Source organism: Pseudomonas sp. TYF_14 (genome assembly GCF_043105275.1).
Lineage (GTDB): Bacteria > Pseudomonadota > Gammaproteobacteria > Pseudomonadales > Pseudomonadaceae > Aquipseudomonas > Aquipseudomonas alloputida.
Genome location: NZ_JBICLK010000037.1, coordinates 13,771 through 28,466, shown reverse-complemented (window position 1 = coordinate 28,466; position 14,696 = coordinate 13,771). Strand labels below are relative to the sequence as shown.

Here is a 14,696-nt window from a genome sequence, read left to right as displayed (position 1 = left end):
AAGGCTAAAATGCGCGACCCCAGCTAACCGCTGACCCAAATTTCAATGCGCCCCACAAGGTTCGCTACGTGATCGAGTTCCAACAGGTACATAAAACCTACCGCGTTGCCGGTAGGGAAATCCCCGCACTGAATCCGACCAGCCTGACCATCGAAGATGGCCAGGTGTTCGGCCTGATCGGCCATTCCGGCGCTGGCAAAAGCACCATGCTGCGCCTGATCAACCGCCTGGAAGAACCTTCCGGCGGCACGATCATCGTCGACGGCGAAGACGTCACCGCGTTCAACGCCAGCCAGTTGCGCGGCTTCCGCCAGCAGGTCGGGATGATTTTCCAGCACTTCAACCTGCTGGCCTCCAAGACCGTCGCCGACAACGTCGCCCTGCCACTGGCCCTGGCCGGTGAGCTGTCGCGCAGCGAAATCGACAAGCGCGTCACCGAGCTACTGGCTCGCGTTGGCCTGTCGGACCACGCCAAAAAGTACCCGGCGCAGCTGTCCGGCGGCCAGAAGCAGCGCGTCGGCATCGCCCGCGCCCTGTCCACCAACCCGAAGATCCTGCTATGCGACGAGGCCACCAGTGCCCTCGACCCGCAAACCACGGCCTCGGTCCTGCAACTGCTGGCCGAGATCAACCGTGAACTGAAGCTGACCATTGTGCTGATCACTCACGAGATGGACGTGATCCGCCGTGTCTGCGACCGCGTGGCAGTGATGGACGCCGGTCAGATCGTCGAGCAAGGCTCGGTGGCCGAGGTGTTTCTGCACCCGCAGCACCCCACCACCAAGCGCTTCGTCCAGGAAGACGAGCAGGTCGACGAAGGCGAGCAGCGCGACGACTTTGCCCACGTGCCAGGCCGCATCGTACGCCTGACCTTCCAGGGCGACGCCACCTACGCGCCGCTGCTGGGCACCGTGGCTCGCGAAACCGGTGTGGACTACAGCATCCTCGCCGGGCGTATCGACCGCATCAAGGATGTCCCCTATGGCCAGCTCACTCTCGCCCTGATCGGCGGAGACATGGAAGCGGCGTTCGCCCGCTTCAAGGCAGCTGACGTACATATGGAGGTACTGCGTTGATGGACGCCCTGAATTTCTTTGCCAACGTCGACTGGGCCGAAATCTGGCTGGCCACCGTCGATACCATGATCATGCTGTTCGGCTCGCTGTTCTTCACCGTGCTGCTGGGCCTGCCACTGGGCGTGCTGCTGTTCCTCTGCGGGCCAAAGCAGATGTTCGAACAGAAGGGCGTCTATGCGCTGCTGTCGCTGGTGGTCAACATCCTGCGCTCGCTGCCATTCATCATTTTGCTGATCGTGATGATCCCGTTCACCGTGCTGATCACCGGTACCTCGCTGGGCGTTGCAGGCGCCATCCCGCCGCTGGTGGTGGGTGCCACGCCGTTCTTTGCGCGCCTGGTTGAAACCGCCTTGCGTGAAGTGGACCGCGGCATCATCGAAGCCACCCAGTCGATGGGCGCCACCACCCGCCAGATCATCACCAGTGCGCTGCTGCCGGAGGCCCGTCCGGGCATCTTCGCGGCCATAACGGTAACCGCCATCACCCTGGTTTCTTACACTGCCATGGCCGGTGTGGTGGGTGCCGGGGGCCTTGGTGACCTGGCTATCCGCTTCGGTTACCAGCGTTTCCAGACCGATGTGATGGTAGTGACCGTGGTACTGCTGCTGGTACTGGTTCAAGTCCTGCAGAGCGTGGGCGACAAACTGGTCGTGCATTTTTCCCGTAAATAACCCCAATGGGGTCGGCCTGGCCGACCCGTTCGGGGGCCGTCGCGGCCCTCACAAGGAGTGATCAATGAAGAAGCTGCTTGCTGTCGCTGCCGCTGTCGCGGCCTTCTCGGCCCAGGCCGATACCCTTACCGTCGCCGCCACCCCGGTGCCGCACGCCGAGATCCTCAACTTCGTCAAACCACAGCTGGCGAAAGAAGGCGTAGAGCTGAAGGTCAAGGAATTCACCGACTACATCCAACCGAACGTGCAGGTGGCGGAAAAGCGCCTGGACGCCAACTTCTTCCAGCACCAGCCTTACCTGGATGAATTCAACAAGGCCAAGGGCACCAGCCTGGTGAGCGTGGCCGGCGTGCACATCGAGCCACTGGGCGTGTATTCGACCAAGATCAAGAAACTGGACGAGCTGTCCTCCGGCGCCACCGTGGTCATTCCCAACGACGCCACCAACGGCGGCCGCGCCTTGCTGCTGCTGGACAAGGCTGGCGTGATCAAGCTCAAGGACAACAAGAACATCCTGTCGACCGTGAAGGATGTTGCCGAAAACCCGAAAAACGTGAAGTTCCGTGAGCTGGAAGCCGCCACCATCCCGCGTGTGCTGACCCAGGTAGATGCCGCCCTGATCAACACCAACTACGCGCTGGAAGCCAAGCTGAACCCGGAAAAAGACGCGCTGGCCATCGAGGGCAGCGACTCGCCCTACGTGAACATCCTGGTTGCCCGCCCGGACAACAAGGACTCGGACGACATGAAGAAACTGGCGGCTGCACTGCACTCGCCTGAGGTGAAGCAGTTCATCATCGAGAAGTACAAAGGCGCTGTGGTTCCGGCGTTCTGATCCGACCTATCAAGCTCTATTCTTCGCGGGTAAACCCGCCCCTACACACATCGTTGTAGGAGCGGGTTTACCCGCGAAGCTTTTGGGGCTGACTCAATCCCGCTTGACCAGCCCCGGCAACTGCGCCCCCAGCTTCTGGTTGTTGAACGGCGCCCGAATGAACCCACGCTGTCTCCCATCCGGGCCGACAATCGCCAGGTTACCGCTGTGATCCACGGTATACCCCGGCTTGCTGGTATCCGCCGGAATGAACGGAATGCTCAAGGCATTGGCCAGCTTCTGGGTATCCTCGATCGACCCCGCCACGCCGACAAATTCCTTGTCGAAATAGCCCAGATACTGCTTCAGCTGGTTCGGCGTGTCGCGGTTAGGATCCACGCTCACCAACACCACCTGCAGCCGGTCGACGGCATCCTTGGGCAGCTCGCTCTTCACCTGACGCAGCTGGGCCAGAGTGGTCGGGCAGATGTCCGGGCAGTAGGTGTAGCCAAAGAACAGCAGCGACCATTTGCCCTTGAGGTCATCCATCTGCACCGGCTGGCCGTCCTGGTTGGTCATGGTGACATCGGCCACGGCGCGGCTCTGCGGCAGCAGGATGATGCCCGCATCGATCAGCTCGGCAGGGTTGGGCTGGTCACGACCATTAAGCACCTTGTTGACGGTCAGGCCCAGGATCAACGCGACCAGGGCAACGAGGATGAAGACGGTTTTCTGGGTTCGGGTCATAGGTTCAGCAACAGGTAGTGGTCAAGAAGCAACGCAATGAACAGCGCGAACAGGTAGCCGATAGAGTACTTGAAGGTGCCGATCGCCGCGTGCGGCCGGCTGCTACGGTACAACACCCAAGCCCATTGCAGGAAGCGCAGGCCCAAGGCTAGGGCACAGACCAGGTACAGCGGGCCACTCATGTGGATGGCATACGGGAGCAGGCTCACTGCCAGCAGGATCAGGGTGTACAGCAGGATATGCAGTTTGGTGTAGCGCTCGCCGTGGGTCACCGGCAACATCGGGATATCGGCCTTGGCGTATTCCTCCTTGCGGTGGATGGCCAGCGCCCAGAAATGCGGCGGGGTCCAGGCGAAAATGATCAACACAAGCAGCAAGGGTTCGGCGCTGACATGGCCGCTTACCGCCACCCAGCCGAGCAACGGCGGAGCGGCACCGGCCAAACCACCGATGACGATGTTCTGTGGCGTGGCGCGCTTGAGAAAGCCGGTGTAGAGCACCGCATAACCGAGTAATGAGGCCAGGGTCAGCCAGGCGGTGAGGGCGTTGGTGAACACCAGCAGCAGGACCATGCCCAGCAGCGCCAGGGCCAAGGCGAACAACAGCGCCGGCAGAGGCTCGACTCGGCCTTGGGCCAAAGGCCGTTTGTGGGTGCGTGCCATCAGCGCATCGATGCGCCGATCCACCACATGATTGACCACTGCCGCGCCACCCGCGCACAGGCCGATGCCCAGGTTGCCGAACAACAGCACGCTCCAGCTGACGCCCGCCCGGGTGGCCAGGAACATGCCCGCCAGCGAGGTGATCAGCATCAGCACCACCACCTTGGGCTTGGTCAGCTCAAGGTAATCGCGCCAGCGGGCCCGTCGTACGCTTAGAAGCGTCGCCACGAGTCGTTCCTCATATGATGGGAAATACCCACCCCGACCACCGGCCGCAGACGCCAGCCATGGCCGACACCCACTCGAACCTTGTCGACCACTCGAATGCGGTAGTTCACCAGCACCATGCTCAGCAGCAGCATCGCCCCGCCGGCATTGTGCGCAACAGCCACCGCCAGCGGCAGGTGGAACACCACGTTGCTGATGCCCAGGCCCACTTGCAAGGCCAGCGCCAGCAGCACCAGCCGCGACAGGCCGGGGAGACCACAGCGGTGCAGCTTCCAGCTGAGCATCAGCAGCACGCAGGTCACCAGCAGCGCGCCCAGCCTGTGGCTGATGTGGATGGCCGTACGCGCATCACTGTCCAACTGCCCGCCAAGGTAATTGGGGCCGACGTGCTGGGTCAGGTGGAAGCCGTTGCTGAAGTCCGCAGCTGGCCACCACTGGCCATGGCAGGTCGGCAGGTCGATGCAGGCCACGGCGGCGTAGTTGGCGCTGACCCAACCGCCCAGGGCGATCTGGCCGATTACCACCAGCAGCGCCAGCGCAGCGATCCGGCGCAGGCTCAGCGGCAGTTTCGGCAAGGGCGCAAAGGCCCGGGACAGACGCAGAGACAACAGGAACAGCAAGCTCAACGTGGTAAAGCCACCCAGCAAGTGCGCCGTGACCACCTGCGGCCATAGTTTCAGGGTGACCGTCCACATACCGAAGGCTGCCTGGGCCAGCACCACACCCAGTAGCAGCATCGGCAGGCGATAAGGCTGCCCATCGCGTGCATGCCGGCGCATTGCCTGGAAAGCGAGCAGGGCGATCACCACGGCCAGGCTACCGGCAAAGTAGCGGTGGACCATCTCGGCCCAGCCCTTGGCAGCTTCCACCGGGTGCTCAGGAAAGTGCAGCTCGGCATGGGCCAACTGCACGTCAGTCTTGGGCACGCTGATAAAGCCATAACACCCGGGCCAGTCGGGGCAACCGAGGCCGGCGTGGGTCAGGCGGGTATAGGCACCGAGCAGGACGACCAGCAGTGCCAGCAGGGTGGCGAACACAGCAAGGCGAAATCCAGGTCTGGCCATGGCAGGCTCCTAGCCGATATTGGACAGCTTGAGCAGGTGGCGCAGGTCATCCAGCACATGCTTGCCGTTGACCTTGCCGTCGTAGCGCAGCACCAGGTTGCCGTGCGGGTCGACGATCCACAGCTGCGGGCCGGGCTCGGCAACCTTCTGCTGGTAGCGTTGCGCATCCAGCGGGTAGCGCTGCAACTGCGGGTACTCGCGGCCGAGCAGTGCCTGATAGTCGGCACTCAGCGGCTGGGCGGCGGCCAGCGCATGGCTGGCGCGGCTGGCATCACGCCCCAGCCCGACCTGAATCTGCCGAGCCAGGTACACCAGGCGCTGACAGTCTTCGGTGCAGGCCTGGGGTGCGCTGACCAGCAACTGCCAGCGATCGTCCTGCTCCGCCACGCCGAGATCGGCACGGCTTTCCCCATTGCCAATCATGGCGCCATGGTAGCTGCGGCCTTCCGGTACCCAGAATTTAAGCTTGTACATGCTGGTGGCCAGAACCATTGGCCCAAGCACCACCAGCAGGATCAGCAAAAGCTGCAAACGCCCACGGGCTCTGGGTTTGCTACGTTCAGGCGCGTCCAGTGGCGTGGCGGTGGCCATGGCGTTTCTCCTTGTTTTGATGCCAGCCGAAGTAGAGGTAGAGCAGAACCAGAGCGGTAGCCAGGGCAAACCACTGCACGGCATAGCCGACGTGTTTTTCGGGGCTCATGGCGACAACCGGCCAGTCCAGGCGATAGCTCGCAGGGCCCGGCTCCAGGCGCAATTCCTGGGCGAAGCCTTCGCGATCAAGCTGTTGCCATAGCTGCGCGGCATCGATAGCGGTCAACAGATGCGGCCATTGCCCGCCGATGGGGTCCGGGTGCAGTTGGAAGGTGCTACCGGGCGCGACATACACAGAGGCATCCAGCGCCAAGGCCTGGGCAGGGGTTTCGAAGTGCACCGGCACCCGGCGGTCCAGCCATGGCAGCCAGCCACGATTGATCAGCAACCACAGGCCGCTGGCTTGGTCGTGGAAGGGCTGCAGCAGCTCGACACCGGCTTTGCCGTCGCGCATGCGGTTGTCCAGCAGCACGCTGTGCTCGGCGTCGAAGCGGCCATACAGGTGCACGCGGCGGAAGGCGTTGTCTTCTTTCGAGAAGAGCTGGGCGGTGGCTATCGGCGCTTCAATCCGCCGTTCTGCATAGGTGGCCAGCAGCACGCGCTTTTCCTCGGCACGGCCGAGTTGCCAGCAACCAAGCGTAATCAGTCCCGGCAGCAGTGCAAGCACCGCCAGCGTCGGTACCCAGCCTGGGCGAAACGGCCTCACGAGCGCCTCGCTATACTTATCCACATCACCGCATCCCCCCGGAGTGACGCCATGCTCAAGGCCGCGATTGTCCTGATGCTGTTGGCCACGATTGCCAGCCTGTTCAGTGGCCTGGTGTTTCTGGTCAAGGATGATGAAAACTCGACCCGCCTGCTCAAGGCCCTGACCGTACGGGTGACTCTGGCGGCCTTGACAATAGGCCTGGTCGCCTGGGGCTTGATCAGCGGTCAACTGGTCTCCCACGCCCCTTTCTGAAGCGCTCACCCGCCCCTACAGGTTTTTGTATTCACAACACATAAACAAAGATGAACAACCCCACCCACACCACATCGACGAAGTGCCAGTACCAACTGGCTGCCTCGAAGCCGAAGTGTTTTTCCGGGTTGAAATGCCCGCGCAGAATGCGCACGAACATCACAATCAGAATGATCGTGCCCAATGTCACGTGGGCACCGTGGAAGCCGGTCAGCATGAAAAACGTCGCACCGTAGATTCCTGAGCCCAGTGTCAGCCCCAGCTTGGTATAGGCCTCGTAGTACTCGAAGGCCTGCAGCGCGATAAAACTGATGCCCAGGACAATGGTCAGCGCCATCCAGAATTTCAGCGGGCCGCGGTGGTCACGGCGCAAGGCGTGGTGGGCAATGGTGATTGTCACACTGGAACTGACCAGCAGGATGGTGTTGATCAGCGGCAGGTGCCACGGGTCGATCACCTCCTTGGGGGGAGGGAACAGCTTGGGGTCGGGGGTGTGCAGCAGCGGCCAGGTGAATTCGAAGGTTGGCCACAGCATGTGCGTAACACCTTTGGCCCCTTCGCCACCCAGCCACGGCCCCGCCAGTACGCGCACATAGAACAGCGCACCGAAGAAGGCCAGGAAGAACATCACTTCGGAGAAGATGAACCAGCTCATGCCCCAGCGGAACGAGCGGTCCAGTTGCGGGCTGTACAACCCGGCGCGGCTCTCCTTGACCACTGCCCCAAACCAGCCGAACAGCATGTAGGCCAGAAACAACGCACCCACGAAGAAAATCAGCGGCCCGTGGGAATCCGGGTGGCCCGCCTTCATGTCGTTGAACCAGGTGCCCAGGCCGAATACCGTGATGAACATGCCGATGGTGGCGATGATCGGCCATTTGCTCTGCGCCGGAACATAGTAGTGCTCATGACTTGCCATTGCTGTTCTCCTTCCCTTAACGGGCGCCCTGGACGTCCTGCGCCGCAACGTGCGCGACCGGCGGGTGGCGAGCGGTGATGTCGAACAAGGTGTAGGCCAGTGTCAGGTGCTTCACGCTGGCCGGCAGGTCGCGGTCGACGATGAAGCGCACCGGCATCTCGATGCGTTCGCCGGGCTGCAGCACCTGCTGGGTAAAGCAGAAGCACTCGGTCTTGTGGAAGTAGGCCGCGGCCTCGGCCGGGGTAATGCTGGGTATTGCCTGCGCACTCATCGGCCGGTCGGTCGGGTTGTGGGCAATGAAGATCATCTGGTTCACCGCCCCCGGGTTGACCTCCAGCTGGTCGGCAGTGGAGTAGAAGTCCCAGACCATGTCGCTGGCATTGGTCGACATGAACTGCACCCGCACAGCACGCGTCGGGTCACTGACCTGGCTACCTTCGTATTGGCCGCCGGTCTTGCCGTTGATACCGAAGGCTTTGCACATGACGTCGTAGATCGGCACCAGCGCGAAGCCGAAGGCGAACATCACCACCGTCAGCATCAACAGGCGCGTTACCAGGCGTTTCACCGACAGGCCGTTCATGGCGGGTTCCTATTTCACTTCCGGGGGTGTCTGGAAGGTGTGGTAGGGCGCAGGCGAGGGTATCGACCACTCAAGGCCCTCGGCGCCATCCCAGGGTTTGGCCGGTGCCGGCGCGCCACCGCGGATGCACTTGATGACAATGAACAGGAAGAAGATCTGCGTGGCGCCGAACATGAACGCGCCGATCGACGACACCATGTTGAAATCGGCGAACTGCAGGTTGTAGTCGGGGATGCGCCGTGGCATGCCGGCCAAGCCTACGAAGTGCATGGGGAAGAAGGCCATGTTCATGCCGACGAACGACAGCCAGAAGTGCAGTTTGCCGAGGGTTTCGTCGTACATGTGGCCGGTCCATTTCGGCAGCCAGTAGTAGGCCGAGGCAAAGATGCCGAAAATTGCACCAGGCACCAGTACGTAGTGGAAATGCGCCACCACGAAGTAAGTGTCGTGGTACTGGAAGTCTGCCGGGGCGATCGCCAGCATCAACCCGGAGAAACCCCCGATGGTGAACAGGATGACAAAGGCGATGGCGAACAGCATCGGCGTTTCGAAGGTGAGCGAACCTTCCCACATGGTGCTGACCCAGTTGAATACCTTCACCCCGGTGGGCACGGCAATCAGCATGGTGGCGTACATGAAGAACAACTCGCCGACCACCGGGATACCGACCACAAACATATGGTGGGCCCAGACGATGAATGACAGGAAGGCAATGGCGCCGGTGGCATACACCATCGAGGTATAACCGAACAGCGGCTTGCGCGAGAACGCCGGGATGATCGAGCTGACCGCACCGAAGGCGGGCAGGATCATGATGTAAACCTCAGGGTGGCCGAAGAACCAGAACACATGCTGGAACAGCACCGGGTCACCGCCACCTGCGGCACTGAAAAAGCTGGTACCGAAGTGGATATCCATCAGCATCATGGTTACCACGCCGGCCAGTACTGGCATCACCGCAATCAGCAGGAACGCGGTGATCAGCCAGGTCCAGACGAACAGCGGCATTTTCATCAGCGTCATGCCGGGGGCACGCAGGTTGAGGATGGTGGCAATCACGTTGATCGCCCCCATGATCGAGCTGATACCCATCAGGTGGATGGCGAAGATGAAGAAGGTGACGCTGGCTGGCGCATAGGTGGTGGAAAGCGGTGCGTAGAACGTCCAGCCAAAGTTTGGCCCTCCGCCCGGGCTGAACAGCGTCGATACCAGCAGCAGGAAGGCCGCCGGCAGCAGCCAGAAGCTGAAGTTGTTCATCCGTGGCAGTGCCATGTCAGGCGCGCCGATCATCAGCGGAATCATCCAGTTGGCCAGGCCGACGAAGGCCGGCATCACCGCGCCAAACACCATGATCAGGCCATGCATGGTGGTCATCTGGTTGAAGAACGCCGGTTCCACGATCTGCAAACCCGGCTGGAACAGCTCAGCGCGGATCACCATGGCAAACGAGCCACCGAGCAGGAACATGATGAAACTGAACCACAGGTACATCGTGCCGATGTCTTTATGGTTGGTGGTCAGCACCCAGCGCATCAGGCCCTTGGCCGGGCCGTGCGCATGGTCGTGGCCGTGGGCGTGGTCGTCGATCACTGCACTCATGTCCTGTCTCCTGCAATCCATTGATTGCCGCGAGTAACCCGGTTCACTTGGCTTCTGCCTGCTTCAGCGCCAGCACGTCCTTCGGCGTCACCATGTCGCCTTTGTTGTTGCCCCAGGCATTGCGCTCGTAGGTGACCACAGCAGCGATGTCGACTTCCGACAGCTGCTTGCCGAAAGCGGCCATGGCCGTGCCGGGCTTGCCATGGAAGACAATGCTCAGGTGGCCTTCCTTCGGCCCGGTGGCAATCTTCGAGCCTTTGAGCGCCGGGAACATTGGCGGCAGGCCCTGGCCTTCGGCCTGGTGACAGGCCACGCAGGTGGTGTGGTAGACCTTGTCGCCGCGCTCCACCAGCTCTTCCAGGGTCCATTCCTTGCTGGTCAGCTCCTTGAGCTTGGCGGCTTCAGCCTTGCGCTCGCCCAGCCAGGTGTCGTAATCCGCCTTGGACTTGACCTCGACCACCACCGGCATGAAGCCGTGGTCCTTACCGCACAGCTCGGTGCACTGGCCGCGGTAGATGCCTGGCTTTTCGATACGGGTCCAGGCTTCGTTGACAAAGCCTGGGATGGCGTCGCGTTTGACCGCGAAGGCCGGCACCCACCAGGAGTGGATCACATCGGCAGCAGTGACCAGGAAGCGCACTTTCGCGCCCACCGGCAGCACCAGCGGCTGGTCGACTTCCAGCAGGTAGTGCTCATCCTTTGGCGCCTTGTTGTGGATCTGGTCGGTGGGGGTGGCCAGGTTGCTGAAGAACTCCACGTCCTGGCCCAGGTATTTGTAGTGCCATTTCCACTGGTAGCCGGTGACCTGGACGTCGATGTCCGACTCGCTGGCGTCATAGATGTCGATCAGGGTCTTGGTAGCCGGAATGGCCATCACCACCAGAATCAGGAAGGGCACCACCGTCCAGAGAATTTCCACCCACGTGTGCTCGTGGAAATGCGCGGCCTGCTGGCCAGTGGAGCGGCGGTGGATGACCATCGACCAGAACATCGCGCCAAACACCACGATGCCAATGATCACGCAGATCCAGAAGATGGTCATGTGCAGGTCGAAGACGGCGTTGGAGACTTCCGTCGCCCCTGGGTGCATGTTCACGGTCCAGGCGGCGTTGGCCTGACCAAAAACCGACCACAACAGGAGGCCCATCCAGACATGTGGATGTCGCATCATTGCGGGTTCCCCTTCTAATTCTTGTTGTCCCGGAGGCATGGCCTGCGGCAAGAGGGAACGGCGGTCAAGACTGCATGGCTTCGACGACCGAGCCCCTGCTAAAAGCAGTCGGGCCTCATCAACGAATCACGTTCAACGGGAGTATAGACAGCGACCAATGGCACGCAATGAAGCCTGTGAAATGAACTTCATGAAATGACCGAATGGCCGGAAAACCGCGTGCTTGACAGGGCATGGCGTAATAATGGCACGTCGATATGCCTGATAGCGCACACGTTTGCGAGGCTTATAACAAATACGTCTTAGGTATTCTGTATACCGAGCTAATTTAGTGTCTTCCGTTTGAAACGTAATGTCCCTGGAGTTGTCATGAACATCGCTGCTGTACGCGAGCAGGTAAGCCAAGCCCATCAACATGAAGGCCAGACCGGCCAATTGAAACAGCGTCTCGAGCTGCAACTGCCCCACCTGCACCCCTCGATCCAACTGCCTGAGCAGGACGCCCAGGGTACTTTGGCGCGCTTCGTCAGCGCCTACATCGATCAGGTTCCGGAATTGCTGGAGGCCGCCCACGAGGTCGCCCGCGAAGCCGGGATCGAATCGCAGATCAAACCTGTACTGAAAATTGCCGAAGCCTACTTCCTGCAGCCGCCCAGCGTGATGCAAGGGCATGTAGGCCTGGACTGCCTTCTGGATGAAGCCTACCTGGCGCACCGCCTGGTGGAAGAGGTGAATGACTTGTACATCCGCCACTTCCAGCAGCCGTTGATCCCGGTCGACACCACGGTCGCCAACCTGATTGCCCACCAGTTGATTGGCGAAAGCTTTGCCAACCAGCTGGATGAGGTGGTGCACCACTCGGTCGACGAAATGCTTAATGATGAGAGCTTTGCCGTTGAATCGGTGGAGGCTTATCGAGAGAAGCTGAGCAGCCCGGCAACTGGCGCGGCGTGGAAGCGCTGGCCGTGCCTGTCGCGCCAACTGGGTGTCGAGCTGGGTCAGCCGGCCTGATATACCTGTCAAGGCCTAGGTGCATCGGTGGTTCGGCGCAGGCCGTCGTAGGAGCGGGTTCACCCGCGAAAGGGCCGGCCCTGCTGGCCAATCTCCACCCGCCGATCACCGTTGCCGCCGCTACCGTATTCGCGGGTAAACCCGCTCCTACGCCCCAACCCCCGCCGTCGTCCGCAACCGCCCCTCGATCCGACGCTTCAGGCGCCGCTGCTCGATCAACAAGCGCGAACCATTGGCAGAATTACTGCGGCTCCAGTCCTCCAGCAACTCAAGGCACGAGTGGTCGATATAGCTCAGGTTCCCCAGCGGCACATGCAGCGTGGTGCCCGCCGGTACAGTATCCAGCACCTGGGTCAGCGCCGGCACCTTCAGGAAGGTCGCCGCGCCACTGAGGCGCAGCTCCATGTGCCCATCCTTGGCCAGGCTCACCAGGTTGATCTTCAGCCGCGCCGCCTTGAACGCCAGCTTCAGCAAGGTCAGGGCAAAGCCCAGCAGTACACCGGTCAGCAGGTCGGTAAAGATAATCGCCAGCGCAGTCGCCGCGTAGGTAAACATCGGCATGCGCCCATAACGGCCCAGCCCGCGGAACGCCTTGAAGTTGACCAGTTTGACCCCGGTAAACACCAACACCCCCGCCAAGCTCGCCACCGGTATCTGCTGCAGCACGCTGCTCAGCGCCACCACGAAGGCCAGCAACCACAAGCCATGGAAGATTGCCGACGCCCGGGTTTGCGCCCCCGCCTGGACGTTGGCCGAGCTGCGCACGATTACCCCGGTCATCGGCAGGGCACCCAGCACCCCGCACAGCATGTTGCCGATGCCCTGGGCCGACAGTTCGCGGTCGAAGTCCGAACGCTGGCCGCTGTGCATGCGGTCCACTGCTGCGGCCGACAGCAAGGTTTCGGCGCTGGCAATGAACGCCAGGGCAAAGGCGGCGACCAGCAGGGTAGGGTCGGCCAGTTGCAACAGGTCCTCCGGACGAAGCCAGTCGATGGCCTCGGACAGGTCGGCCGGTACCTGCACGCGGTTCACCGGCAAGGCCAGCCACATGCTGATAGCGGTCATGCTGGCCACGCCGAGTAATGCACCCGGCACGAAACGCAGCCGCTGCGGCCGCAAGCGCTCCCAGCCCCACATGATGGCGATGGTCCCCAGGCCCAGCGCACCGGCCATCCAGCCGGCGCCGGTGCTCTCCTGTGGCAGGGCAGCCGACAAAGTTGCCGGGAACGCCAGCAGGTTCTGCAGGCCCGACGGTTGCGGTGCGGTGTCGAACATCACATGCACCTGCGAAAGCACGATCAACACGCCAATCCCGGCGAGCATGCCGTAAACCACCGCCGGCGCGGTCACGCGGAACCAGCAGCCCAGGCGCAAGCGACCGGCAAGCAACTGCAACAGGCCGGCCAGCAACAGGATTGGCCCGAGCATGGCCATGCCGTGCTGGCGTACCAGCTCGAACACCAGTACCGCCAGACCGGCAGCAGGGCCACTGACCTGTAGCGGCGATCCAGCAAGGAAACCGACGACAATACCGCCGATAATCCCAGTAATCAGGCCTTTTGCCGGCGGCATGCCAGAAGCGATCGCAATGCCCATGCACAACGGCAAGGCCACCAGGAAGACCACCACCGACGCCAGCAACTCACGCGGCAGGGCCGCTTTCAACTGTGTAATGTTCACCGTGTTTCTCCTTTCTCTAGTCGCACGGCCATTCCCCTGGCCGTGGGCACGTTTGCCCCTGACAAGCGCGCAGGCGCGGGCCGCCAGCGAGCACGCCGGCAGGGCAGTCAGGGAATTCAAGACAGCCGAAGGCCGCGCCACACCCCTGAAGGGTGCAGCCGGCTATCAAGGTTCTAGCGGCGGACGGGTCGCTTAGTAGCGGCCTCTCGGAGTGGCGCAGGGAACGGGTTCACCCGCGGCCAAGGGCAGGAAGCTGTCGCTGGCGGCGTCGTAGGCTTCGATCTTGCTGGTCTCGATGTCGTACACCCAACCATGAATGAACAGCTCACCGGCTGCCAGGCGCGAGGCCACCGAAGGATGGGTGCGCAAGTGATGCAGCTGGGCGATGACGTTCTCTTTGGTCAGCACTTGCATCGTCTCGTGTTCGCTGCCGCAGGAGCAGTTGTTCTCGACCACGGTGCGGGCCACTTCAGCGTGGCGCAACCAGGCGCCAACAGTAGGCATCTTGGTCAGCGACTGCGGGTTCAGTACCGCACGCATGGCGCCACAGTCGGAGTGGCCACAGATGATGATGTGGTGCACTTTAAGCGCCATTACGGCGTACTCGATGGCGCTGGAAACGCCCCCGTTCATCTGGCCATAAGGCGGTACCACGTTACCCACGTTACGGGTCACGAACAGGTCGCCTGGCGAGCTCTGGGTGATCAGCTCGGGAACGATGCGCGAGTCGGCACAGGTGATGAACATGGCGCGTGGGGTTTGCGCGGTGGCGAGCTTCTTGAACAGCTCTTGCTGATCAGGGAAAACATCATGGTGAAAGCGCAGGAAGCCGTCGACGATGTGCTTGAGGGCAGCATCGGCGCTTTCCGCGGGGACCTGCGGTACGACCTTGGATGGGTCCTTGACGGGCATGATTCAT

General features: G+C 61.9%; 16 protein-coding genes. 5 read left to right on the top strand and 11 right to left on the bottom strand.

Translation table 11 applies throughout. The features are described from left to right. The first annotated feature begins 68 nt into the window (after nt 1–68). From ACF8O8_RS12445 to ACF8O8_RS12435, 3 genes are all read left to right on the top strand, one after another. Nucleotides 69–1,076: a methionine ABC transporter ATP-binding protein gene (locus tag ACF8O8_RS12445; protein ID WP_003253013.1), complete on the top strand. Its 1,008-nt coding sequence runs from the start codon at nt 69–71 to the stop codon at nt 1,074–1,076. Beyond that, nucleotides 1,076–1,747 carry a methionine ABC transporter permease gene (locus ACF8O8_RS12440; protein ID WP_010951513.1) on the top strand — a complete coding sequence of 224 codons (672 nt, stop codon included), beginning with the start codon at nt 1,076–1,078 and terminating at the stop codon, nt 1,745–1,747. Before ACF8O8_RS12445 ends, ACF8O8_RS12440 begins: the two co-directional genes overlap by 1 nt. A 64-nt stretch (nt 1,748–1,811) precedes the next feature. Further along, nucleotides 1,812–2,582 (top strand): MetQ/NlpA family ABC transporter substrate-binding protein, encoded by a 771-nt coding sequence (locus tag ACF8O8_RS12435; RefSeq protein ID WP_010951512.1) that lies wholly within the window; start codon nt 1,812–1,814, stop codon nt 2,580–2,582. 93 nt (nt 2,583–2,675) lie between these two features. On the opposite strand, the gene ACF8O8_RS12430 is transcribed toward ACF8O8_RS12435, so the two are convergent. From ACF8O8_RS12430 to ACF8O8_RS12410, 5 genes are read right to left on the bottom strand one after another with little or no spacing between them, the layout of a single operon-like run. Next, the gene (locus ACF8O8_RS12430; protein ID WP_014861528.1) at nt 2,676–3,308 is read right to left on the bottom strand and encodes an SCO family protein; all 633 of its coding nucleotides are present in this window, start codon (nt 3,306–3,308) and stop codon (nt 2,676–2,678) included. Further along, the gene (gene cyoE / locus ACF8O8_RS12425) at nt 3,305–4,198 is read right to left on the bottom strand and encodes a heme o synthase (RefSeq protein WP_010951511.1); all 894 of its coding nucleotides are present in this window, start codon (nt 4,196–4,198) and stop codon (nt 3,305–3,307) included. Before cyoE ends, ACF8O8_RS12430 begins: the two co-directional genes overlap by 4 nt. Continuing rightward, the gene (locus ACF8O8_RS12420) at nt 4,183–5,262 is read right to left on the bottom strand and encodes a heme A synthase (protein ID WP_010951510.1); all 1,080 of its coding nucleotides are present in this window, start codon (nt 5,260–5,262) and stop codon (nt 4,183–4,185) included. The genes cyoE and ACF8O8_RS12420 overlap by 16 nt, the downstream gene beginning before the upstream one ends. A gap of 9 nt (nt 5,263–5,271) precedes the next feature. Then, nucleotides 5,272–5,853 (bottom strand): hypothetical protein, encoded by a 582-nt coding sequence (locus tag ACF8O8_RS12415; protein WP_010951509.1) that lies wholly within the window; start codon nt 5,851–5,853, stop codon nt 5,272–5,274. Beyond that, nucleotides 5,822–6,559, bottom strand: coding sequence for an SURF1 family protein (locus ACF8O8_RS12410; protein WP_049588418.1), 738 nt, complete (start codon nt 6,557–6,559; stop codon nt 5,822–5,824). The genes ACF8O8_RS12415 and ACF8O8_RS12410 overlap by 32 nt, the downstream gene beginning before the upstream one ends. Nucleotides 6,560–6,610: 51 nt before the next feature. Here ACF8O8_RS12410 and ACF8O8_RS12405 point away from each other — a divergent pair, with 51 nt between their 5' ends. Further along, nucleotides 6,611–6,814 carry a twin transmembrane helix small protein gene (locus ACF8O8_RS12405; RefSeq protein WP_003253030.1) on the top strand — a complete coding sequence of 68 codons (204 nt, stop codon included), beginning with the start codon at nt 6,611–6,613 and terminating at the stop codon, nt 6,812–6,814. A gap of 31 nt (nt 6,815–6,845) precedes the next feature. Here ACF8O8_RS12405 and ACF8O8_RS12400 read toward each other — a convergent pair whose 3' ends face one another. Genes ACF8O8_RS12400 through coxB form a run of 4 tightly spaced genes read right to left on the bottom strand, consistent with a single transcriptional unit; the run spans nt 6,846 to nt 11,086 of the window. Then, complete coding sequence (locus tag ACF8O8_RS12400) at nt 6,846–7,733, bottom strand: cytochrome c oxidase subunit 3 (RefSeq protein ID WP_010951507.1); 888 nt, start codon at nt 7,731–7,733, stop codon at nt 6,846–6,848. 16 nt (nt 7,734–7,749) lie between these two features. Further along, complete coding sequence (locus ACF8O8_RS12395) at nt 7,750–8,316, bottom strand: cytochrome c oxidase assembly protein (protein ID WP_003253035.1); 567 nt, start codon at nt 8,314–8,316, stop codon at nt 7,750–7,752. A 9-nt stretch (nt 8,317–8,325) separates the two neighbouring features. After that, nucleotides 8,326–9,915: a cytochrome c oxidase subunit I gene (gene ctaD / locus ACF8O8_RS12390; RefSeq protein WP_010951506.1), complete on the bottom strand. Its 1,590-nt coding sequence runs from the start codon at nt 9,913–9,915 to the stop codon at nt 8,326–8,328. Between the two features lie 43 nt (nt 9,916–9,958). Then, nucleotides 9,959–11,086: a cytochrome c oxidase subunit II gene (coxB, locus tag ACF8O8_RS12385; protein ID WP_010951505.1), complete on the bottom strand. Its 1,128-nt coding sequence runs from the start codon at nt 11,084–11,086 to the stop codon at nt 9,959–9,961. 369 nt (nt 11,087–11,455) lie between these two features. Here coxB and ACF8O8_RS12380 point away from each other — a divergent pair, with 369 nt between their 5' ends. Continuing rightward, nucleotides 11,456–12,097 carry a hypothetical protein gene (locus ACF8O8_RS12380; protein ID WP_014861534.1) on the top strand — a complete coding sequence of 214 codons (642 nt, stop codon included), beginning with the start codon at nt 11,456–11,458 and terminating at the stop codon, nt 12,095–12,097. Between the two features lie 147 nt (nt 12,098–12,244). Here ACF8O8_RS12380 and ACF8O8_RS12375 read toward each other — a convergent pair whose 3' ends face one another. Together ACF8O8_RS12375 and ACF8O8_RS12370 are read right to left on the bottom strand one after the other, a co-directional pair. Further along, nucleotides 12,245–13,777: a SulP family inorganic anion transporter gene (locus ACF8O8_RS12375; RefSeq protein ID WP_392509772.1), complete on the bottom strand. Its 1,533-nt coding sequence runs from the start codon at nt 13,775–13,777 to the stop codon at nt 12,245–12,247. A gap of 192 nt (nt 13,778–13,969) precedes the next feature. Then, nucleotides 13,970–14,689, bottom strand: coding sequence for a carbonic anhydrase (locus tag ACF8O8_RS12370; protein ID WP_003253046.1), 720 nt, complete (start codon nt 14,687–14,689; stop codon nt 13,970–13,972). Nucleotides 14,690–14,696: the final 7 nt, after the last annotated feature.

Bases quoted from the DNA above. Each gene is read 5' to 3' on its own strand.
- ACF8O8_RS12435 (WP_010951512.1), top strand. From the start codon at position 1,812: ATGAAGAAGCTGCTTGCTGTCGCTGCCGCTGTCGCGGCCTTCTCGGCC.
- ACF8O8_RS12370 (WP_003253046.1), bottom strand. From the start codon at position 14,689: ATGCCCGTCAAGGACCCATCCAAGGTCGTACCGCAGGTCCCCGCGGAA.
- ACF8O8_RS12430 (WP_014861528.1), bottom strand. From the start codon at position 3,308: ATGACCCGAACCCAGAAAACCGTCTTCATCCTCGTTGCCCTGGTCGCG.
- ACF8O8_RS12395 (WP_003253035.1), bottom strand. From the start codon at position 8,316: ATGAACGGCCTGTCGGTGAAACGCCTGGTAACGCGCCTGTTGATGCTG.
- ctaD (WP_010951506.1), bottom strand. From the start codon at position 9,915: ATGAGTGCAGTGATCGACGACCACGCCCACGGCCACGACCATGCGCAC.
- ACF8O8_RS12440 (WP_010951513.1), top strand. From the start codon at position 1,076: ATGGACGCCCTGAATTTCTTTGCCAACGTCGACTGGGCCGAAATCTGG.
- ACF8O8_RS12380 (WP_014861534.1), top strand. From the start codon at position 11,456: ATGAACATCGCTGCTGTACGCGAGCAGGTAAGCCAAGCCCATCAACAT.
- ACF8O8_RS12420 (WP_010951510.1), bottom strand. From the start codon at position 5,262: ATGGCCAGACCTGGATTTCGCCTTGCTGTGTTCGCCACCCTGCTGGCA.
- ACF8O8_RS12400 (WP_010951507.1), bottom strand. From the start codon at position 7,733: ATGGCAAGTCATGAGCACTACTATGTTCCGGCGCAGAGCAAATGGCCG.
- ACF8O8_RS12405 (WP_003253030.1), top strand. From the start codon at position 6,611: ATGCTCAAGGCCGCGATTGTCCTGATGCTGTTGGCCACGATTGCCAGC.
- coxB (WP_010951505.1), bottom strand. From the start codon at position 11,086: ATGATGCGACATCCACATGTCTGGATGGGCCTCCTGTTGTGGTCGGTT.
- ACF8O8_RS12415 (WP_010951509.1), bottom strand. From the start codon at position 5,853: ATGGCCACCGCCACGCCACTGGACGCGCCTGAACGTAGCAAACCCAGA.